Annotated in this window: 21 protein-coding genes and 1 tRNA gene; 8 read left to right on the forward strand and 14 right to left on the reverse strand. The window is 42.5% G+C overall.

The window, feature by feature from the left end; all coding sequences use genetic code 11:
• Positions 1-9 precede the first annotated feature (9 nt).
• From flgF to K6Y31_RS12375, 7 genes are all read right to left on the reverse strand, one after another.
• Complete coding sequence (gene flgF, locus K6Y31_RS12345) at positions 10-756, reverse strand: flagellar basal-body rod protein FlgF (RefSeq protein ID WP_233053116.1); 747 nt, start codon at positions 754-756, stop codon at positions 10-12.
• Between the two features lie 135 nt (positions 757-891).
• Entirely contained in the window at positions 892-2,235 is a 1,344-nt protein-coding gene (flgE, locus tag K6Y31_RS12350) for a flagellar hook protein FlgE (protein WP_233053117.1), read from the reverse strand.
• A gap of 46 nt (positions 2,236-2,281) precedes the next feature.
• Entirely contained in the window at positions 2,282-3,079 is a 798-nt protein-coding gene (locus tag K6Y31_RS12355) for a flagellar hook assembly protein FlgD (RefSeq protein WP_233053118.1), read from the reverse strand.
• Between the two features lie 12 nt (positions 3,080-3,091).
• Positions 3,092-3,514 (reverse strand): flagellar basal body rod protein FlgC, encoded by a 423-nt coding sequence (gene flgC, locus K6Y31_RS12360; protein WP_233053119.1) that lies wholly within the window; start codon positions 3,512-3,514, stop codon positions 3,092-3,094.
• A 2-nt stretch (positions 3,515-3,516) separates the two neighbouring features.
• Positions 3,517-3,912 (reverse strand): flagellar basal body rod protein FlgB, encoded by a 396-nt coding sequence (gene flgB, locus K6Y31_RS12365; protein ID WP_233053120.1) that lies wholly within the window; start codon positions 3,910-3,912, stop codon positions 3,517-3,519.
• Positions 3,913-4,094: 182 nt separating this feature from the next.
• Positions 4,095-4,949: a CheR family methyltransferase gene (locus K6Y31_RS12370; protein WP_427901898.1), complete on the reverse strand. Its 855-nt coding sequence runs from the start codon at positions 4,947-4,949 to the stop codon at positions 4,095-4,097.
• A 19-nt stretch (positions 4,950-4,968) separates the two neighbouring features.
• The gene (locus K6Y31_RS12375) at positions 4,969-5,886 is read right to left on the reverse strand and encodes a chemotaxis protein CheV (RefSeq protein ID WP_233053121.1); all 918 of its coding nucleotides are present in this window, start codon (positions 5,884-5,886) and stop codon (positions 4,969-4,971) included.
• A gap of 233 nt (positions 5,887-6,119) precedes the next feature.
• Between K6Y31_RS12375 and flgA the strand changes: the two genes are divergently transcribed.
• From flgA to K6Y31_RS12390, 3 genes are all read left to right on the forward strand, one after another.
• Positions 6,120-6,800: a flagellar basal body P-ring formation chaperone FlgA gene (gene flgA, locus K6Y31_RS12380; protein ID WP_233053122.1), complete on the forward strand. Its 681-nt coding sequence runs from the start codon at positions 6,120-6,122 to the stop codon at positions 6,798-6,800.
• 74 nt (positions 6,801-6,874) lie between these two features.
• Positions 6,875-7,195 carry a flagellar biosynthesis anti-sigma factor FlgM gene (gene flgM / locus K6Y31_RS12385; protein WP_233053123.1) on the forward strand — a complete coding sequence of 107 codons (321 nt, stop codon included), beginning with the start codon at positions 6,875-6,877 and terminating at the stop codon, positions 7,193-7,195.
• Positions 7,195-7,641: a flagella synthesis protein FlgN gene (locus K6Y31_RS12390; RefSeq protein ID WP_233053124.1), complete on the forward strand. Its 447-nt coding sequence runs from the start codon at positions 7,195-7,197 to the stop codon at positions 7,639-7,641. The genes flgM and K6Y31_RS12390 overlap by 1 nt, the downstream gene beginning before the upstream one ends.
• Before the next feature lie 14 nt (positions 7,642-7,655).
• On the opposite strand, the gene K6Y31_RS12395 is transcribed toward K6Y31_RS12390, so the two are convergent.
• Together K6Y31_RS12395 and K6Y31_RS12400 are read right to left on the reverse strand one after the other, a co-directional pair.
• A tRNA-Arg gene (locus K6Y31_RS12395) sits at positions 7,656-7,732 on the reverse strand.
• A gap of 66 nt (positions 7,733-7,798) precedes the next feature.
• Entirely contained in the window at positions 7,799-8,962 is a 1,164-nt protein-coding gene (locus K6Y31_RS12400) for a flagellar assembly protein T N-terminal domain-containing protein (protein ID WP_233053125.1), read from the reverse strand.
• Between the two features lie 392 nt (positions 8,963-9,354).
• On the opposite strand from K6Y31_RS12400, the gene K6Y31_RS12405 reads away from it, so the two are divergent.
• Positions 9,355-10,179 carry a FlgO family outer membrane protein gene (locus tag K6Y31_RS12405; RefSeq protein ID WP_233053126.1) on the forward strand — a complete coding sequence of 275 codons (825 nt, stop codon included), beginning with the start codon at positions 9,355-9,357 and terminating at the stop codon, positions 10,177-10,179.
• A gap of 15 nt (positions 10,180-10,194) precedes the next feature.
• Positions 10,195-10,647 (forward strand): LPP20 family lipoprotein, encoded by a 453-nt coding sequence (locus K6Y31_RS12410; RefSeq protein WP_233053127.1) that lies wholly within the window; start codon positions 10,195-10,197, stop codon positions 10,645-10,647.
• Between the two features lie 68 nt (positions 10,648-10,715).
• Here the strand turns inward: K6Y31_RS12410 and K6Y31_RS12415 are convergent, their stop codons facing one another.
• Complete coding sequence (locus K6Y31_RS12415) at positions 10,716-11,552, reverse strand: hypothetical protein (protein ID WP_233053128.1); 837 nt, start codon at positions 11,550-11,552, stop codon at positions 10,716-10,718.
• A 120-nt stretch (positions 11,553-11,672) separates the two neighbouring features.
• Positions 11,673-12,713 (reverse strand): porin, encoded by a 1,041-nt coding sequence (locus K6Y31_RS12420; RefSeq protein ID WP_233053129.1) that lies wholly within the window; start codon positions 12,711-12,713, stop codon positions 11,673-11,675.
• A 589-nt stretch (positions 12,714-13,302) separates the two neighbouring features.
• On the opposite strand from K6Y31_RS12420, the gene K6Y31_RS12425 reads away from it, so the two are divergent.
• The 3 genes from K6Y31_RS12425 (at position 13,303) to K6Y31_RS12435 (ending at position 15,355) form a co-directional block, all read left to right on the forward strand.
• Positions 13,303-14,130, forward strand: coding sequence for an SDR family oxidoreductase (locus K6Y31_RS12425; RefSeq protein WP_233053130.1), 828 nt, complete (start codon positions 13,303-13,305; stop codon positions 14,128-14,130).
• A gap of 29 nt (positions 14,131-14,159) precedes the next feature.
• Positions 14,160-15,056: a TraB/GumN family protein gene (locus K6Y31_RS12430; RefSeq protein ID WP_233053131.1), complete on the forward strand. Its 897-nt coding sequence runs from the start codon at positions 14,160-14,162 to the stop codon at positions 15,054-15,056.
• Positions 15,057-15,199: 143 nt separating this feature from the next.
• On the forward strand, positions 15,200-15,355 hold the full coding sequence (locus tag K6Y31_RS12435) for a DUF3149 domain-containing protein (RefSeq protein ID WP_233053132.1): 156 nt from the start codon (positions 15,200-15,202) through the stop codon (positions 15,353-15,355).
• Positions 15,356-15,397: 42 nt separating this feature from the next.
• Here K6Y31_RS12435 and cobC read toward each other — a convergent pair whose 3' ends face one another.
• From cobC to cobT, 3 genes are read right to left on the reverse strand one after another with little or no spacing between them, the layout of a single operon-like run.
• On the reverse strand, positions 15,398-15,973 hold the full coding sequence (gene cobC, locus K6Y31_RS12440; protein WP_233053133.1) for an alpha-ribazole phosphatase: 576 nt from the start codon (positions 15,971-15,973) through the stop codon (positions 15,398-15,400).
• Positions 15,958-16,749 carry an adenosylcobinamide-GDP ribazoletransferase gene (gene cobS, locus K6Y31_RS12445; protein ID WP_233053134.1) on the reverse strand — a complete coding sequence of 264 codons (792 nt, stop codon included), beginning with the start codon at positions 16,747-16,749 and terminating at the stop codon, positions 15,958-15,960. The genes cobC and cobS overlap by 16 nt, the downstream gene beginning before the upstream one ends.
• A complete protein-coding gene (cobT, locus tag K6Y31_RS12450) occupies positions 16,742-17,773 on the reverse strand; it encodes a nicotinate-nucleotide--dimethylbenzimidazole phosphoribosyltransferase (protein WP_233053135.1) in 1,032 nt (343 codons plus the stop codon). Before cobT ends, cobS begins: the two co-directional genes overlap by 8 nt.
• Positions 17,774-18,232: the final 459 nt, after the last annotated feature.

The following is an 18,232-nucleotide window of genomic DNA, read 5'->3' on the forward strand; positions in this document are numbered from 1 at the left end:
TAAAAATTATTAGATAATGCGCAGTAAGCTGTCTGACGCGCGGTCAATGTCTTCTGCTGTTTTCATCATTTTGATTTGCATTTCAAATTGACGCTGTAAGTTCATTAAACTGGTCATTTCGCTGGCGGCGTTAACATTGGAGCCCTCTAGCGCACCTTGTACCACTTCGACACCCAATGCCGCTGGCTCAGGTTGACCATCTGCGCGACGGAAAAAACCATCCTCACCGCGCATTAGATTTTTAACGTCTGGGTTGACCGTTTTAATGGTGCCTAATTCTTCCATCGCATTTGGCGGCGCACCTTCAGGGCGAATTTCCACCATGCCATCACGACTGATTTCAATTTTTTCTAACGGAAGGGGAAATATTATCGGTGTACCATTAATGCCGAGCACCGAATTACCTTTCATGTCTTTTAGTTCACCAGTGACATCAATGGTCAATTTACCGTTACGGGTGTACATTTCTTCACCCGCTGGGTTTTGCACTGCAATCCAGCCTTGACCATCGATTGCTAAGTCCAAGTTATTACCAGTGGTTTGCAGTGGCCCAGGCTCAAAATTTTGTGAGGTCACTTCCGTTAATGAGAATACCCTGCTCGGTAAACCAGGGCCAAAAGCCTGCATCGAGCGAGCTTGCTCAAGATCCGATTTAAACGCGGTGGTATTAACATTGGCAAGGTTATTACCGCGCACGGCAATCCCATTCATGTTTTCTTTGGCGCCTGACATGGCGATATACAGTAAATTGTCCATCTGCTTACCTTAGTCAATTCTCTGGCACTGATGCCTTATCTAGGTTAATGCAAGCACAATGCCAAAAGTAAGCAGTAAGCAAAATAGAATAAAAAAAGGCCACTGACGTGGCCTAATAAAGGAGAGGTTTTCTAGTTACCTGATCTGTAGGATGGTTTGCTGTAAGGTACTATTTACTTCCAGCGCCCTTGAGTTAGCTTGGAAGTTACGCTGTGCGCTTATCAGGTCCACCAACTCGGTCGATAAGTTAACATTAGATTGCTCTACGTTCGATGAATTGATTTTACCAAAGGTACCCGAGTTACCTTCACCCGCAATAGGCTCACCTGAGTTTTGCGTCGCTTGCCATGAGGTGTCACCAATTTGCGCTAACCCTTGGGTGTTGTTAAATTTCGCAATCGCGACTTTGCCCATGTATACAGTAGAGCCATTACTAAAAGTGGCCTTAACTAAGCCATCGGTTGCAATATCAATCCCTGTCAACTTACCGACGGTAGCACCATTTTGCGACAGTGCAGAGACTTCAAAAGCAGCACCGAACTGTGTCGGATTATTAAAATTAAAGGTTACCGTCTGGGTTGGATCCGCCCCGTTTGTAGAGCCTAGTTGAACTGTTGTAATAGGCAGCGGCGTCGGGTTGGTTGCTGGAGCCGTCGCTGGCGCAAGCTGACCATCAGTGCCAAATACCATTCGCGCAGATCGAGGAATCGTTGTATTTGGATTACTCGCTGCAGGAGTATTTGCTGAACCACCAGCAATATCTACCGGCTTGTTATCAACATACGTCAATATATCCCAAGAGTTTTCTGCTATTACTGGAGGACCAACCGGATCGGCTGTTCTTTTAATAAAGTAGGTTTGCGCAACGTGTGGCTCGCCTAACGAGTCATAAGTTGTAACAGAAGTTGATGAAGTATAAGTATCAGGGTTACCTGGGTTAAAGTCAGCAATATCATGCTCTGTGCCGCCAGAGGGTAAATTGAACGTCATATCAACTTGATCAGTCGGAGTTGGAGAGCCCACACTTGTACTAATTTGCAGTGGACGCGTTGCCGCCATACTCACAGAAGATGGACTGCCATTTGAATCAACTGGATAAGCTTGTAAATACTGCCCACTGGCATTCACCACAAAGTTATCTGAGTTTAAATTAAACGCACCTGCACGTGTGAAGTTTCGGGTTAATGTTGTGGGATCTTCTGCGGTTACAAAAAAACCTTCACCACCAATTGCCATATCTAAAGAGTTCTGCGTGGTTAATAAACTACCTTGATGGAACTGCTGGGCAACTTGTGCCGTCTTAACGCCGTTACCGGTCGCTGTTTTGCCGTTAGAGAAGATCGATGTGGCATACACATCGGCAAATTCTGCCCGTGACTCTTTAAAACCAAATGTATTGACGTTAGCTATGTTATTAGCGGTAACATCAAGGTCTTTTTGCGCTGCATTAATGCCGCTTAGTGCAATATTAAAAGACATAACTACTCTCCTTTATCATTCTTTGATGGCAATTGAGTTTTCATTGTTAGCCGCCCAATTGCTCTTTAAGTCTTGCTGCTACCTGCTCTACACTTTCCCCTGAATTTTCATCAGGATCCGTGGGTGCTTTAGGGGGGGCCACGGGTAAATTACCCGCCACTTGCGATACCTCAAGAGCATCGGACAACATCACACTGCCAATACCTTGCAAGTTTAATACCACACCGTTAGCACCGCCGGCTAAACTAACACTTTCTACATGAGCATAATTTGCTGTTGGTAAATCAGTACTTTTGCCATTAATACGAGCATTGGCTTTTACTTTATAATTGCCAGGTGGCATTAACTCGCCAGCTTCATTCTTACCATCCCAGCTATAACGTACATTTCCCGCTGGTTGGTCATCCATTTTAATAACCTTAACTAAAGTACCTTTTTCATCTTCAATACGTACTGTTAGGTTTTGCATTGGTTCACCTGAGATGGTCACCCCTTCCATTGGCTTATTCGCAGCCAAATGACCTTGATCGGTGGGTACCAACACATTTCGCCCTACTAAACCGGAGGCCTGCAATGCTTGAGTTGAACTCATAATGGAGTTCATATTCTCAAATTGCTTACCCATATCTGCAATACCTTCTGCAGTGGTAAACGACGCCATTTGCGCGACCATTTGTGCATTATCGACAGGCTTGAAAGGATCTTGATAAGCAAGCTGCTGTGATAAAAGCGAAAAGAAATCTTCTTGATCAAGTTCTTTTTTATTCGCCTCTGCGGCCTTATCAGTAAGGCTTTTCTCTTCCCAATATAAGTTGCTGGTCGAGACATTATTTACGCTACTCATTTAATGTCTCCTTTACTGACTCTTACCAAGTTGAAGGGTTTTGGATAGCATTTGCTTTGCTGCATCCGCTATCTGTACATTGGTTTGATATGAACGAGAAGCGCTCATCATGTTCGCCATCTCTTCAACAACATTAACATTGGAGCGGTAGATAAAGCCGTTGTCATCTGCCATCGGGTGATTTGGTAAGTATTCACGCGTTAATGGTGCGTCACTCTCAACAATGCCAAGCACCTTTACTTTAACATTAGCGCTTTGCTGGCCTTGAGCCTTACTTAACTCAGCCGCAAAAACGGGGTTGCGAGCTCGGTAGGTTTTATCCACACTACTACTCACACTATTGGCGTTCGCCAAGTTACTCGCGGTGGTATTCAATCGTACAGATTGTGCACTCATCCCCGAAGCAGAAACATCTAACACTCTAAATAAGCTCATAATTATTGTCCCTTAATGGCTTTTCTGAGAGAGGCGATCTTACTGTTTAGAAAACTAAGACTCGCTTGGTACTCCATCGAGTTTTGCATAAATTGATTGCGCTCTACTTGAACGTCTACGGTGTTGCCATCGCCAGTGTCAGGCTGATTCGGCTGTCTGAATTTAATACCCGGCTGTAAATCTGATTGCATGGTAAAGTGCCTAGTATTCGTTTTCTCAAGTGAAAACTGATTCCCTGATTTAGCGGCAGCAAGGGCATCAGAGAAACTAATATCTCTTGCCTTATAATTAGGTGTATCTGCATTGGCAATATTGCTTGCCAGCATCTCAGAGCGCTTAGATCTAATACCTAAGGTGTACTGATGGATGCCTAATGCTTTTTCAAAATTAATGGCCATATATCCTCCTGCCTTACTAAAGAAATACAAAGCAATTCGTGTGCCAAGTTTATAGCGATAGATTTCTCAACCTTTAGAGGGCAAGTGTTAGTGATTAGCGGTATAGAAAGGTAATAAAGTGCAGCAGAGGAAATTGTTTGCCATAAAAAAAGCGGCAAATTGCCGCTTTTTTTATGGTGGGATTAACGCCTTGGCTCGGGAGCCTTCAGCTTATATACAATACCGGGATTACAACGTTGCATTTCAAACCTGTCGGTTAAACCGGTTAATGATTCAGACGCCCCAAGCATTAAGTAGCCGCCGGGATTAAGCGCCCCTGCAAATTGATTAAGAATTTTCGATTTAACTTCAGGTGAAAAGTAAATCAACACGTTACGACAAAAAATAATGTCAAATTTACCAAGCAGAGTGTAACTATCAAGTAAGTTAAACGAACGAAAAGAAGCCAATTTTTTGACTCTTTCGGAAATACGCATGCGTCCAGAGCCGTCGTTAACTGCCTCAAAGAACTGCCGTTTACGTTCAGGTGATAAACCTCTAGCCAATGCCAAAGAGTCATACTCACCTTTTTTGCAATGCTCAAGCATCGCACTTGATATATCGGTACCCAAAATCTGAACACCTTGTGGCATCGCGCCAGGTTTTTTCATTTGGTATTCAATTGTCGACATGGCAATGGAATAGGGCTCTTGCCCAGACGAGGACGCAGCAGACCAAATTTTAAGTGGCCGCTTGTTAGCGCTTAAATCTGGGTAAAGCTTATCAACTAATAGCTGAAATGGATAAGTATCACGAAACCACAATGTTTCATTCGTCGTCATCGCATCGATAACCGAGGCTCTTAAGTCTCGTTCACGAAAACTCATTGAACGCTGAATCAATTCAGGTAAAGAATCGACCTTATACTGGCTAAGTAAAGGCGATAGCCTACTCTTAACCAAATATTGTTTATTTGCCCCTAAAACAATTCCACACTGCACTTCTAAAAAGTCAGAAAATTGTTTGTATACTTCATCAGACAACATTTTTGCAGTCAAATTAATGCCCTTTTAATATTTAACTGTTCACCGCTTCTTTCACTGCAGTCGCTAGCTCGTCAGGGTTAAACTTAGCAATAAAATTATTAGCGCCAACTTTATTAACCATCGCTTGGTTAAACACGCCGCTTAACGAGGTATGCAATATGATATGCAATCCTTTTAATGCGGGTGTCGCTCGAATTTCTGCAGTGAGGGTATAGCCATCCATTTCTGGCATTTCGATATCAGAGATGACCAATGCAATTTGATCTGTAATAGGCCCCTCTTTCGCCATCTCTTTTAGCATCACTAAAGCTTCTCTTCCATCTTTAGCGAGTAAGCATTCAACACCTAACGATGTCACAGCCTTTTTCACTTGATTGCGCGCCACACTGGAATCATCTGCCACCAATATTTTTCTACCATGGATTTTCTCACTGGTGTCAGGCGTTTTGAGTGACTCACTGACATCGGTGTTAACGGGAGAAATTTGATCTAATATTTTCTCAACATCAATGATTTCCACTAACTCGTTATCCACCTCAGTGACCGCAGTCAGGTAGCTAAAGCGCCCTGCCCCCTGCGGTGGTGGCATTATCGCCTCCCAATTCATGTTAATAATACGCTCAACGGAATTCACTAAAAACCCTTGTACTGAGCGGTTATATTCAGAGATGATAATAAAACACTTAGACAAATCTTCAATTGGTCGGCCACCAGTAGCCAAACTAAGATCAATAACTGAAATAGTTTTACCACGAATGTGGGCCACGCCTCGAACGACTGGGTGTAGTTTTGGCATAGAAGTCAATGGTGGACATTGCAACACTTCTTTTACCTTAAATACGTTGATACCGTAACGTTGGCGCCCCACTAATTTAAATAGTAATAGTTCTAATCGGTTTTGACCTACTAGCTGGGTACGCTGGTTTACCGAATCAAGTAATCCTGCCATAACTGTCTCCGTTTATAGTTCAATCGGCTTCTGCATTCTATCTGCCTCGCTGCAATGGCATCGCTATTGCAAGTTTGCAAATGTGCATCCAAACGCTCATGCTTAAATGTGTTTAGTTGCAATAAGCAAATTTCATGAGTTAAGTTTAAACCTTATTTTCGTACTAGGTTGAGAAATTAAACCTAATACGCTGATTTTTTTACACCAAACTTTGTATCGACGCTGGGAGCAAAATGCTGAATCGAATTTTTATTTTATTATGCAGTTTAGGTATTTATCAGGCTTTTGCTAGCCCTAATTACCATATATTGATAGAAAAGATGGCAGAAGATGAAGTTGCTGCACAAATTCAGTCCCCGGCCAATGGGAAAGTTGACATAAAAGCGACCCCATTAGATAGTCGATTATCATTAACGCCATGCGAGACGCAGCTAACTGTCGCCATCGTGAATGAGCAAGTTAGAAAGAATACGGTAGTAAAAGTCACCTGCGATGATGCCACCCCTTGGCACACTTATATTCAAGTTCGCGTCAAAATAACCACACCCGTTGTCGTTGCTAAGCGACTACTGGCCTCCGGGGCGATCCTTTCAGAGCAAAACATTACTATTTCATTTGTGGAGCTACATACACTAAGAGGAAATGTGGTCGCCGACCCATTGCAGCTGTATGGAGTAAAAGCAAAACGCAGGATCCCGAAAGGCCGTACCATAAAGATGCGTGATGTTTGCTTTATTTGTAAAGGAGACAATGTGGTAATTAAAGCGAGGGTGAGCGGCCTTGAAATAAAAACCAATGGTATTGCTATAAATAGTGCTTCACTCGGTGATACCATTCGCGTCAAAAATGCCCAGACAGACAAGGTTGTGGTAGGAAAAGTAACGGGCATAAGCGAAATGGAAGTAAAATTATAATTTCTGCTAAAGTTAGTGCTATCGCTGCCGATACATCTAATACCGGTTTTATTACATCTAGATAGGTTGTTATTATGGCTATTAATATGAACAACGTTGGTAACAGGTCCAACCTTCATGTAGAACAAAAACAACAAAAGCAAGAGCAATTAACTCGTGCTAATGAACAAGCACCTAACAAACCTGCGGCAAGTAAAGATTCAGTTTCTTTAACACCACAGGCGCAAGCATTAAACAGCTTAAAAAAACAATCGTCCGAGCCAGCGGTGAATCGAGAGCGTGTTGAAACGCTCAAAAAAGCGATTCTTAACGGTGAATACAAAATTGATGCAGACAAGTTAGCTAAAAATATGACAGAATTTGAAGCTAAATTCGGCCAATCCTTTGGTGTATAATGCCTAATTCAATATTAGAACCAATTTTAGCTCTGCTGAAACAGCAACTAGATAGCACTATCTTACTCGCCAAAGTTATCGATGATGAGTATCAGGCGCTAATAAAGCGTGACTCTGATTCGATCAACCAACTGGTACAAGAAAAGCAAACGCTATTAGCACAAATAGAACAGCAGGACAGCGACATACAGCAACACCCTGAATCGAGCTTATTAACAGAGCAAGCCGATCAAGAAGTGCAACATACATTAAGTGAAATTAAAAAGCAGTTTGTTGCCTGCCAGCAACAAAACGCCGTTAACGGTGAGTTAATTGAAATGAGCTTACGTACTACCCAGCATCTGGCCAGTGTACTCAATCAGGCGAAAGCGGCTAACTCATTAACATACGATGCGAAAGGGCAAGCGCGAGGCGGCAGTTTGCTAGGTAAAGGTATTAAAGCGTAATTTCGGTACAAGAATGGCGCTTCCTACAGGAGTCGAACCTGTGACCTACCCCTTAGGAGGGGGTCGCTCTATCCTACTGAGCTAAGGAAGCATGGCGCAATTATACTAAACCCTTTTATTAAATATACTTTTTATTGCAACACGATACGCTTTAACGTTATTGAATATTAGCAAAATCGTTTAATTGAATATTGCTCGCAGGAAGCGAGTCGAATGTCTGAAGAACCGCAGAATCCCGATATAACTCTATCACCGTTGTTTTAATGGCACTGCTTTCTTGACGAAAGCGCGGAATGCCAAATTGATCCGTATAACTGCCATTGTGTGACAACTGAATATTTTGACCAATTTTCAGGCCATTTTTACTGCCCAGGTTGATCTGCACCTTTTCATCATGAACGGCAATAATTTTTGCCATCGTATCGACACACTCAAGCGCAGCTGTTGTATTAATCAACACATCATCCATCACGGATAACAAACTTTGGCCATAGGGTGCATCCCAGAATTTTTTCGATGATAGATCAACGATGTCTTGTTCTTTATAAGTCCACATCGCACGTTGGCGGTAGTGTTTTACGTCGAGTAACTCACCGGATAAACCATCGAATAAATAAGTGCTAAGATAAAAATTTCTTGGCGCCTCTTTAAAGAAAAAGTCATAGGGCTGTTTCTCATCACGCTCAACGGAGACGTCATCAATACTACCCATTAGCACAAACTGACTGTCAGCCCGACTTGCTATAACCATCACTTGCTCACGAACGGCATGGTGCCTAGAATCAAGCAAATTAGGATTAAAATTAACATTTTGATTAATGAATTGGCGAACATCAAAGGCGCTTTGATTAAGGTTCAGTAAATTATTTAGCTTGCCGGTAAACTCACCATCAAGATGAAATATACCACCATTAATCGCTTGCTCTCTGTTTCTAAGTTTAAAGCGAACCAGTGCCAAAGATTTGGCGTACTGCTGCTGTGCACAACTTGGTTGCTCACTTGCGAGCACATCTACCTGCACCGACACATAAATAAAATCATTTTCAATTCGCTCACTGGTGACTTTCAAGCCTCGAATTTCACCCTCACCTGCCAGCTGTAACTGCTGCTTAGCTAAAACGCCATTATCAAGTTGCTGCAAGCTTTTAATAGAAGCGCCCGCATAAAGCAAAGCTTGCCTGACTGCGTCTTTCACGCCACTTTCCCGAGCTTGGTCTATATCGCCGTTGAGAATAGGCGCTTGCCCTTGCGCTTCAAACCAAGCCGCCTGTGCTGAACATGTAAATATAACTAACCAACAAATGCAGATAAACCTAGCCATAACACAGCCCCACTAATGCAAAAATAAAACAAGCCGCTATAAATACCATTGACTGCTGCCCAGAATAAATAAAGGCCACGACAACGAAAACAACACCTAACTCGACAAACCACTCTACAAAGCAAAGCAATATTTAGGCCAAATAGTTACCTATTGCAAATTAATAAAACACAAATTGTTAGCGATTGGTGCATTTATTGCATTACTTCCACCTTAAGGGTTAGTAAGACCTTGGACTGACTAACCATATTTAGTCAAGATAAAATAATTTGGTCAAAAATCATCATATTCATCGCTGAGAACAGCTGAGGTGTTGAGGCTTTCTTTGGGCTAAAGAATTGAACATCTGAGTCGATATAGCTATTTATAGACGGATCGATAGAGGGAATAAAATGAACAAACAAGCTTGGTGTTTTTGTTGTGTAGCTATAACGCTTTCTGGCTGTGCTACCCAACCTAGAAATGACATCGTCATCATTGATCCTAACGTGCCTAAAAATATTTCCACTACCAACCGGCAATATACTGCCGATTCACTAACCACGCTTAATCCGGTTTATGTTCGCTCGACGACATTACCCACTACCCATGCTGATAATGAGGCTAAATCGCAATACTATGGCAGCTACGTATCACCTGGATACCGAAGTTGGCGCCAAGTTGAGCCAAAAAGGCCCGATATGTTACCAGGCGACCGAGCTCGCGAGCTTGACTACATCATACGCACCTTGGCTGATCAACTGGCCTTAAATCGCGACCCTAACGCTAGCAAAACGCCAGTAGCAGTGACCTCATTATCGAATATTGATGATCTGCAAAATACTAACTGGCTCGGGCAAGCTATATCTGAAGCGTTTATTCATGAATTACATATTCGCGAGGTACCGGTGATCGACTTTAAAACCACGGGAAAGATAAGAGTTACCCCTGAGGGTGACTTTGTATTTAGCCGTGAGTGGGATCAATTGCGCAGTAAAATACCTGTATATCGTATTTTTACCGGCACCATGTCACGCAATGATGAAGGAGTAGTGGTTAACGTTAGAACCATTAATATGCAAACACTACTTGTAGAGTCTACTGGACGCGCCTTTATTCCCAATCGATTGTTAATCGGTGCCAAAAACAGCCTAAATGCTGGCAATAACGATGCCTACATCCAAAGGTTTAGCGTGCCATCAGGAGTGAATGGCCGCACCGTCGAGTTTGTCAAATAAGTAGGAGTCATTGCTATGTTCAAAACATCTCTCATTGCCGCAGCATTACTCCTGAGTGGCTGCTCGCAGGTGGCGAATACCCATATCGAGTATGAAACCGTCAAACCCGATAAATTCCCCACTCTAATTGCAGTGGGTTACGCCCCGATTGATTTACAACCCGGCGCCACTAAACAGCAAAAAATGCTCAATGCTATTCGCGCATCTAAACTGGATGCCTATCGAGAGTTAGCCGAGCAAGTTTATGGGTTGCAAATTAGTAGCCAAAACAGTCTCAACACTTACGTGATTGGCTCAGACAAAGTAAAGGCAAGAGTTGATGGCTTGATTAAAGGAGCCAGAGTAGTGCAAAGCTATCCAATGGGTGAGGTATATGCTACTGAATTAGAATTAGATACCGAGCAACTCTACTATATAAATGAAATGCAAAGTATGCCGAAGAAAGTGAAGAAGATCACTTACTATTAGCCACTTAACCACGATTTACAGGCATAAAAAAAGTCGCTTTAAGCGACTTTTTTCAAATGTCGACCAGCCTAGTTGATGTTCTCAACCGCCCAAGTTAGTAGTTCTGAACGTTCAGCAACAGTGGCTTCTGCAAACCAGTAAGCCAACATTTCCATTTCTTTGCTATCAGCTTTTAATGGTGAACTTATTTTCTTACGGTTCTTAAGAGCCCAAGAAATGAAGGATTCTTGCTCTGCAGAAGAAACTTTTCCAAACCAATACTCTGTCATTTCTACGGCAGTGCTTTGTTGAGACTTGGCTTTTGCAGCAACCGGTGTTGCCACTACCGCAGCGTTACCTGCTTGGCCATTAATGGTATTTAAATCTATATTTGCTTGCTTGTATCGCAACATCATACCGTCGATATAAACAGCAGGAATGACATATTTTAGGCCTTTACTAGAGCCTTCGAATAGCAGTTCGAAAGGTAAACCTTGCTCTCTTGCATCGATTATATCAGCCGTGGCCACAGGAAACTTTAACCATTGGTTCGTAACGCAGTTGTCATTACACATTTGGCTGCTAACCTTGCGCTCTTCTAAATCAATTAACTGTGAGTTAATTTTTGCATGAGTAAATTCATTGGAGGTCTGAAAGTAGCTCACATCTAAAAAAACATAAGAATAAGAATCTTGCGGATTATCTCTTGGCAATTCAGAAAGCAGATATAGAACTGTATTTGAAGCCTTTACGCCATGCTCAGCTGTTGGCTTTAGGCTAATTTTTGACCCTGCAATTTTTACCGAGTTATACCCTAATTCAACTTCTGTATTACTGGCAAACTCATTAGCACTGGTCTTCTCTGGGTTCGCTGCACATGCAGACAGCCCAATAACAGCAACAGCCATTAGCAAAGGTTTTATCATTGTATTTTCCAATAAAGCATCTAAAAACAAGTAACTTATTCTACCATGTCATCATAGAGATGACAGACAAAAAAAACGCCAGCATAAGCCGGCGTTCAAAGTTTTTAATATTAGGTAATATTAGAAACCGTATTCTAGACCAACACGTACAACTGTATCTTTTTTAGAGCCGCCATCTAGATCACGCTCTGCAACACGTAGGTAAGGTACGAAACCGTTTACTACGTACATTACTTGACCAGAGACGATGTTGTCTTCCATGTCTTTAACTTTAACGCCACCAACTTCATGCTCTAGGTTAGCTGTGTAACCTAGTTTGAAGCCTAGTGAACCAGCCCAGTATTGACCGATAACTGAGTAAGAATCTTGAGTGCTCTTGATCTTAGTTACGTTGTCTTTTGACTCACCAGATTTGAATGCACCAGCAAGACCGAAACCAGCAGGTAGGCTAGCTTCAAAACCTAGTAGGTAACCAAAAGTATCTACGTCGTTACCAGCAAATTTATCAGCAGTTTCGAAACCACCGTGTAAAGTTACCATGTCAGCGATAGTGTAGTTTACGTTACCACCGAAGTAGTAAGAATCTTTAGTAGCTGAACCAGAAGTTGATTTAGCATTTGAAGAATCGTCATCACGACCAGCAGCTAGAGCGAAAGTAAGACCGCCTAGAGATGGAGAGTCGTAACGTACAGTGTTTGATTGACGATCGTAGTAGTATGCAACGTCGCCACCCCAGTCCCAAGAAGCACCTAGACCTGGGTTAGCGTATGGCCAGTCGATTAGTTCATACATAGGAGTTAGAACACGACCAAAACGTACTTTACCCCAGTCGCCTTTAAGACCGATGAAAGTATCACGTTGACCTAGAGTACCGCCAGCAACGCCGCCGTGAGCCCAGTCGATGTTATCAACGTAACCGCCTTCGATTTGCATGAAAACTTCGATGTTATCAGTCATTGCTTTACCAGCACGGAAACCGATGCGAGATTCGTTTTCTAGAACAGGACCTTGCTTGCCAGCTAGTTTACCGTAATCAACCATAGAAATTGCAGCAACACCGTAAACTTCAACACTAAAGTCGTTGTTTTGGCCGATTTCGTAAGCATTTGCGCCCATTGATGCAGTTGCTAAAGCAGCTGCTACTAGAGTTTTCTTAAACATTTGTCGCTCCTTGAATATAGACTCAGCGTTTTTAAGTCAGTTCCTGTGTGTATAAATCCTATACACTTGGAACTTTATTTCTTCATTAAATGTAACCAAATTGGTTACAAATTCTTAGTTGGCGTTGTTACAAATCATTTGTCCAATGCCTTATGGAATTTCATACTACCTTCGCATTACAAATTATCAATACAATTTACTAAACAAAGAACAGAAAACAGAGTTTGATCACAAAAAAACATTGAACTTTTATCAAGCCGATAAAAAACAACAGGTTAGATAGATTTAATGGTTAGTAGAGGGATTTTTAGCTGATATTTGGCTCACGAATCATTGTTGTAGTTCGCTTTCGTGAATATTGGGAACAACTTTTTTCGACATAAATAACAAGGAGTTAACTATGGAGCATGCAATTAACTAAACACCTTTCAAACTTTTGGCGCTTTTTTTGATGCGTTGATTATAACGTCCTTAACTAAGTGTTCAACTTTTCAACACAAATTATGTTTGAGTATTTGAGTTAGCTCGACTTTTTGCATAAGTTAACCCTCATTAATTTTGCTTTTCATATCTATAAGTAGAGAAAATAATGCGTTCTACTGTTTTAATTAGCGGGTGCTCTAGCGGAATCGGCCTTTATTGCGCCAGCCAACTCCAGCAAGCTGGCTATCAGGTTTTTGCTACCGCTCGCAAAGAATCACACTTAGCTCACCTACGTGCAATCGGCTGCCATGCTATTTATATGGAAATGTCAGACCCACACTCTATAAAGGTTGCAGTAGAAGAAATACTTCACCTTACCAATGGCAAGCTTGACATTCTGTTTAACAATGCTGCCTTTGGGCAACCTGGCGCGGTTGAAGACTTGCCCACACAAGCGCTAAGGGAGCAGTTTGAGACTAATTTGTTTGGTTGGCATGAATTAACCCGGCTTATTATCCCGGTAATGCGCCGCCAAGGGCAAGGTCGCATTATACAAAATAGCTCGGTGTTAGGATTAGTCGCGATGAAATACCGCGGTGCTTATAACGCCAGTAAATTTGCTTTAGAGGGGTTAACCGATACCCTGCGGTTAGAATTAGCGAGCTCAGGGATCCATGTTTGTTTAATAGAGCCCGGCCCCATCAGAAGCCAATTTAGACATAATGCGCTACAGGCATTTCACAAGCATATTAATATCGCTAATAGCCATCACCAGCAGGCTTATGAAAATACGATAGCTCGACTGAGTGCCTCAGAAAGCAACAGTGCATTCACTCTCGAACCCATAGCAGTATTTCGCGCACTAAAACATGCCATTCAAGCACCTAAACCCAAAGCGCGGTATTATGTTACCTTGCCAACCTATATTTTTGCATTGCTGCGTCGAGTATTGCCAACACGTTGGCTCGATTATTTATTGATTAAAAGCGATTAATTACCTCACACTCTTTTAAGGAAACTAATGTGAAACGGATAGCATTATTTATTGTTGCAACCCTCGTATCCCAATTCAGTTTTGCTAGCAACAGCCCTGCGTTCTGGCAACTGACCAAAAAAGACCATGCAACGCTGCATATTTTAGGCTCTATTCATGTAGGCAGTGCGAAGCTTTATCCTCTTCCGGATCATATCGAACAAGCATACAACGATGCCTCTCAACTTATTGTAGAAGTCGATATGAGCCGAGTAACCAAATCAGATTTACAGGAAGTACAACGCTTAACTCACTTACCCAATCCGCAAAAACTAGCTGACGTTATGCCTATTGAACAATATCGCGCTTTAAAGGCAATGCTAAAACCGCTCGGCTTAAATCGTCCCGAAGTAAAAGCGTTACAACCTTGGTTTGTGATTATTTCAGCAATGCATTTAAAGTTAGAGCAAATGGGTTATTTGGCCGCAATGGGCATTGATCAACATTTCATTCAAAACGCTAATAAAGCTAACAAACCTATTATCCAACTTGAAAACATGCAAAAACAAATCTGGTATATGTCACAGTTAGCGCAAGAGAGTGAACAATTTGTTGAGCAAAGCATGAAAGAGTTAGCGCAAATCGACCAACTTGCACCACATTTGCTGCAAGCTTGGTCTGAAGGTGACTTATCTAAATTATCTGCCTTACTAGTTTTGAAGGACCAGCCAGAAACGAGTCTAAACGCTTTTCAAGCCATGATGTCAGAGCGAAATCAAGACTGGTTTGAGCAACTAATAGCATTACCAGTAGAAAATAACGCGTTTGTTGTCGTCGGCGCACTGCATCTCACGGGCCAATCCAATTTAATTCAATTACTTGAGCAGGCTGGGTATCAAGTAACAAGATTACCGCTAGACGCAGAATCACTGGATATTAAGGATTAATAAATTATTCCAGTCCATTCAAAGAACCGTTTTTACCTTTCGTTGGTTAAAGTAGTTTTTACATCCTTGCTTGATCGGGATCATCACATCTAGGACGAGATATTTTTACACTTTCGTTACTAACTAAATATAAGGGGATGGTGATGGAACTTTGGATGGACCTACTTTTTGGCAACCCTATCGGACTTGCATCTATGGCTGTTATTGGCACCACAGTTGGCCTATGCACTTTTTATGCGGTGTATTTTTTGATTAAGATAAAAAATGCGAAGCCACCAATTGAAACCCATAAAGCTTGATTACATTGGATTGCCCTGACCTAGGTGCAATCCATCTTTTCATCAAGCCAAGCGATTGAGGTATTCAAGTCTGCGATACTGACCTTGGCAAATAACTTTAGTTACCGATCCATAATCCAAACCCAGTTGCACGCTATTCTCAAGGGGCATTGCCAGTAAAGAAGCAACGATAGAGCGGATCACGCCAGCATGGGTGACAATCACGATCTTTTCATTTGCATCTTGTTTGCTATTAAAAAGCGCCCACCAAGCTTGTACAACTCGTTGATGAAACACTTTTAAACTTTCACCATTGGGTAAACGGTGATGAACGAGATTATCATTCCACTGCTCTATTTCAACTTGCGCGATATCGCGCCATAAACGCCCTTCCCAGTCGCCAAAATCAAATTCCAGCCAGCGAGACTCAATGAGCGGTCTGTCTGTCAACTTTTGCGCCAGTAAAAGACAACGCTGCGCCGGGCTTGAATACACTTTATCAGGTGAAATATCGTTAACTAACGCTTCAAGGGGTTTCGCATGCTCAGTAAAGTGAGCGCTAAGAGGCAAATCCAAACGGCCATAGCAAGTCCCAACGGCCACATCAGGCTGGGTATGACGTATCAGATAACATTCCATAGCGATGCCCCCAAGACCAAATACACCAATACTTCAGTTATTTGCTGGCTAGCACCTAAACAATCGCCAGTAATACCACCTAAAACGCGTTTAAACCAATGGCGCAATATAAAGAAAGTGAGCAGCAGCAAAACGATGATGGCAAGAATCACTGCTGCTGGTAACCAATATAGCGGTATCGCTGCCAATAGAGCGGCAATCATTAGTTCAACAATAGGCAGCCCTAACTGAGTTTGACCAATCTTACTGTCTGATTGTTCGCGCACGTAAGGAAGCGATGCCATGAGTACCAGCGGCACCAAGCGACTGACACTGTGGGCAACCCAAAGACTCAATAAGATATCAGGCACACTCAACAGTGCTTGATGCTTAAGTAATAGCAGCAAACATAAACCAACACTGGCATAAGTGCCAACCCGAGAGTCTTTCATGATGGTCATAATGGCTTGCTTACCGTAACCGCCACCAAAGCCATCACAAGTATCAGCAAAGCCATCTTCATGAAATGCACCGGTTAGCCAGATAGTTGCCACCATTGAGATAATTACCGCAATCGATTCACTCAGCACTAAACATGCAGCCCAGTAGGTTAAACAGGCAACAGCGGCAACCAGCCAACCCACTAACGGAAAATAAACATTCCCTTTAACCAAGTCTTGTCCGTCAAATGCCATGCCTTTAGGCCAAGGCACTCGGGTATAAAATGTCAGCGCATGAATAAATCGGCGCCATTGCCGAGCGAAAATAGAAGGCTCAGGCGCGGCTACATCAGGCATTATCAACACCCGCTGAATCAAAAGAAGCCATTTCGTTAACAAAGGTAACAGCTGACACCAATAAAGGGTAAGCAACGGCGACGCCAGAGCCTTCACCTAATCGCATATCAAGGTCTAGTAGTGCCTCAACGCCCATGGCTTTAAGCATTTTTTTATGGCCCTGCTCTTTAGACTTATGACAAAAAACGGCGTAATCAATAAAATTCGGATGCATTTTACTTGCCATAAGGGCTGCACTAGTAGCAATAAAGCCATCCACCAGCACGAGCATCTTTAACTCTGCCGCTTTTAGCATGGCACCACACATCATTACAATTTCAAAGCCGCCGAGTTCAGCCAACATTTGTTGTGGTGAGAGCTTCTCACCTTTGATTCGCTTGAGGGCTTTTTGAATTACTTTAGCCTTGTGCTCTACCGCAGTTTTTTCCAGCCCAGTGCCACGGCCGGCGCATTCAGCCGCGCTCAATCCTAACGCCGCTGCCATTAACGCCGCGGCAGACGTGGTATTGCCTATGCCCATTTCTCCAAAACCTATCACATTAGCACCGCGCTTATGACGATCATCCACTAACTCAGCCCCCTTCGTTAATGCTTGTTCACATTGCTCCATTGTCATGGCTGGCTGAGTCACAAAATTTTGTGTTCCCTTGGCTATCGATGCGTCAATTAAGATACTATCTTCTGGTAATTCACCATTGACACCCGCATTAACCACGCGAAATTCAATGCCGTGTTGGCGACAAAAACAGTTAATGGCTGCGCCACCTTGAATAAAATTCAGCACCATTTGTTGCGTTACCGCCTGAGGGAATAAACTGATCCCTTCCGCCACTACCCCATGATCGGCAGCGAAAACCAACATTTGTGGCTGCGATAAACAAGGTTTTAACGTTTGCTGAATACGACAAATTTGCAAAGCAATGGATTCAAGCCTGCCTAAACTGCCAAGTGGCTTAGTTTTATTATTGAGGCAATGTTGAATTTCAGCATCAAGCTGTTGATTTAACTCAGGGATTGTAAACATAACGATTTTCAGATGAGAATAAAGCCGATTACTATAGCCCAGCAACGAAGAAAAAACAGTCGCTAATCGCAATCCCACCCTAAAAGCGCCTAATGGATCGAAAAAAAACCTTTCCACGGCTAAGAAAAGTGATATTTAATCGCTATAACCTCAAGCAATATTCAACAGTAAAGTAACTCAGGGTGAACGCATGAGTGATTAATTATTATACGAATCGCCGTAAAATCATCCCTGATGGCTTAGTTGCTGCATCCATGCCGCAAATATTCGTCTAATAAGTAATCACAAATTGTTTGAAATACGTTCATGATCTTGTCCTGTAAAGTAACTGACTGACCTGGTCAACTGAATTCGGTCACCCTAGTTAAGTTCGTTAAGCTACTTCTTTTACCGACTTATCCATACGTTCAAATTCATTAGGACTTTGATAATTTAGGTATGAATGCATCCGCTGGCTGT

It is taken from the genome of Motilimonas cestriensis, assembly GCF_021295315.1.
Taxonomy (GTDB): Bacteria; Pseudomonadota; Gammaproteobacteria; order Enterobacterales; family CBDFNC01; genus Motilimonas; species Motilimonas cestriensis.

What these genes read in the sequence shown, in the direction of transcription:
- flgF (WP_233053116.1), bottom strand. Translation starts at nt 756, where the DNA reads ATGGACAATTTACTGTATATCGCCATGTCAGGCGCCAAAGAAAACATG.
- flgE (WP_233053117.1), bottom strand. Translation starts at nt 2,235, where the DNA reads ATGTCTTTTAATATTGCACTAAGCGGCATTAATGCAGCGCAAAAAGAC.
- K6Y31_RS12355 (WP_233053118.1), bottom strand. Translation starts at nt 3,079, where the DNA reads ATGAGTAGCGTAAATAATGTCTCGACCAGCAACTTATATTGGGAAGAG.
- flgC (WP_233053119.1), bottom strand. Translation starts at nt 3,514, where the DNA reads ATGAGCTTATTTAGAGTGTTAGATGTTTCTGCTTCGGGGATGAGTGCA.
- flgB (WP_233053120.1), bottom strand. Translation starts at nt 3,912, where the DNA reads ATGGCCATTAATTTTGAAAAAGCATTAGGCATCCATCAGTACACCTTA.
- K6Y31_RS12375 (WP_233053121.1), bottom strand. Translation starts at nt 5,886, where the DNA reads ATGGCAGGATTACTTGATTCGGTAAACCAGCGTACCCAGCTAGTAGGT.
- flgA (WP_233053122.1), top strand. Translation starts at nt 6,120, where the DNA reads ATGCTGAATCGAATTTTTATTTTATTATGCAGTTTAGGTATTTATCAG.
- flgM (WP_233053123.1), top strand. Translation starts at nt 6,875, where the DNA reads ATGGCTATTAATATGAACAACGTTGGTAACAGGTCCAACCTTCATGTA.
- K6Y31_RS12390 (WP_233053124.1), top strand. Translation starts at nt 7,195, where the DNA reads ATGCCTAATTCAATATTAGAACCAATTTTAGCTCTGCTGAAACAGCAA.
- K6Y31_RS12400 (WP_233053125.1), bottom strand. Translation starts at nt 8,962, where the DNA reads ATGGCTAGGTTTATCTGCATTTGTTGGTTAGTTATATTTACATGTTCA.
- K6Y31_RS12405 (WP_233053126.1), top strand. Translation starts at nt 9,355, where the DNA reads ATGAACAAACAAGCTTGGTGTTTTTGTTGTGTAGCTATAACGCTTTCT.
- K6Y31_RS12410 (WP_233053127.1), top strand. Translation starts at nt 10,195, where the DNA reads ATGTTCAAAACATCTCTCATTGCCGCAGCATTACTCCTGAGTGGCTGC.
- K6Y31_RS12415 (WP_233053128.1), bottom strand. Translation starts at nt 11,552, where the DNA reads ATGATAAAACCTTTGCTAATGGCTGTTGCTGTTATTGGGCTGTCTGCA.
- K6Y31_RS12420 (WP_233053129.1), bottom strand. Translation starts at nt 12,713, where the DNA reads ATGTTTAAGAAAACTCTAGTAGCAGCTGCTTTAGCAACTGCATCAATG.
- K6Y31_RS12425 (WP_233053130.1), top strand. Translation starts at nt 13,303, where the DNA reads ATGCGTTCTACTGTTTTAATTAGCGGGTGCTCTAGCGGAATCGGCCTT.
- K6Y31_RS12435 (WP_233053132.1), top strand. Translation starts at nt 15,200, where the DNA reads ATGGAACTTTGGATGGACCTACTTTTTGGCAACCCTATCGGACTTGCA.
- cobC (WP_233053133.1), bottom strand. Translation starts at nt 15,973, where the DNA reads ATGGAATGTTATCTGATACGTCATACCCAGCCTGATGTGGCCGTTGGG.
- cobS (WP_233053134.1), bottom strand. Translation starts at nt 16,749, where the DNA reads ATGCCTGATGTAGCCGCGCCTGAGCCTTCTATTTTCGCTCGGCAATGG.
- cobT (WP_233053135.1), bottom strand. Translation starts at nt 17,773, where the DNA reads ATGTTTACAATCCCTGAGTTAAATCAACAGCTTGATGCTGAAATTCAA.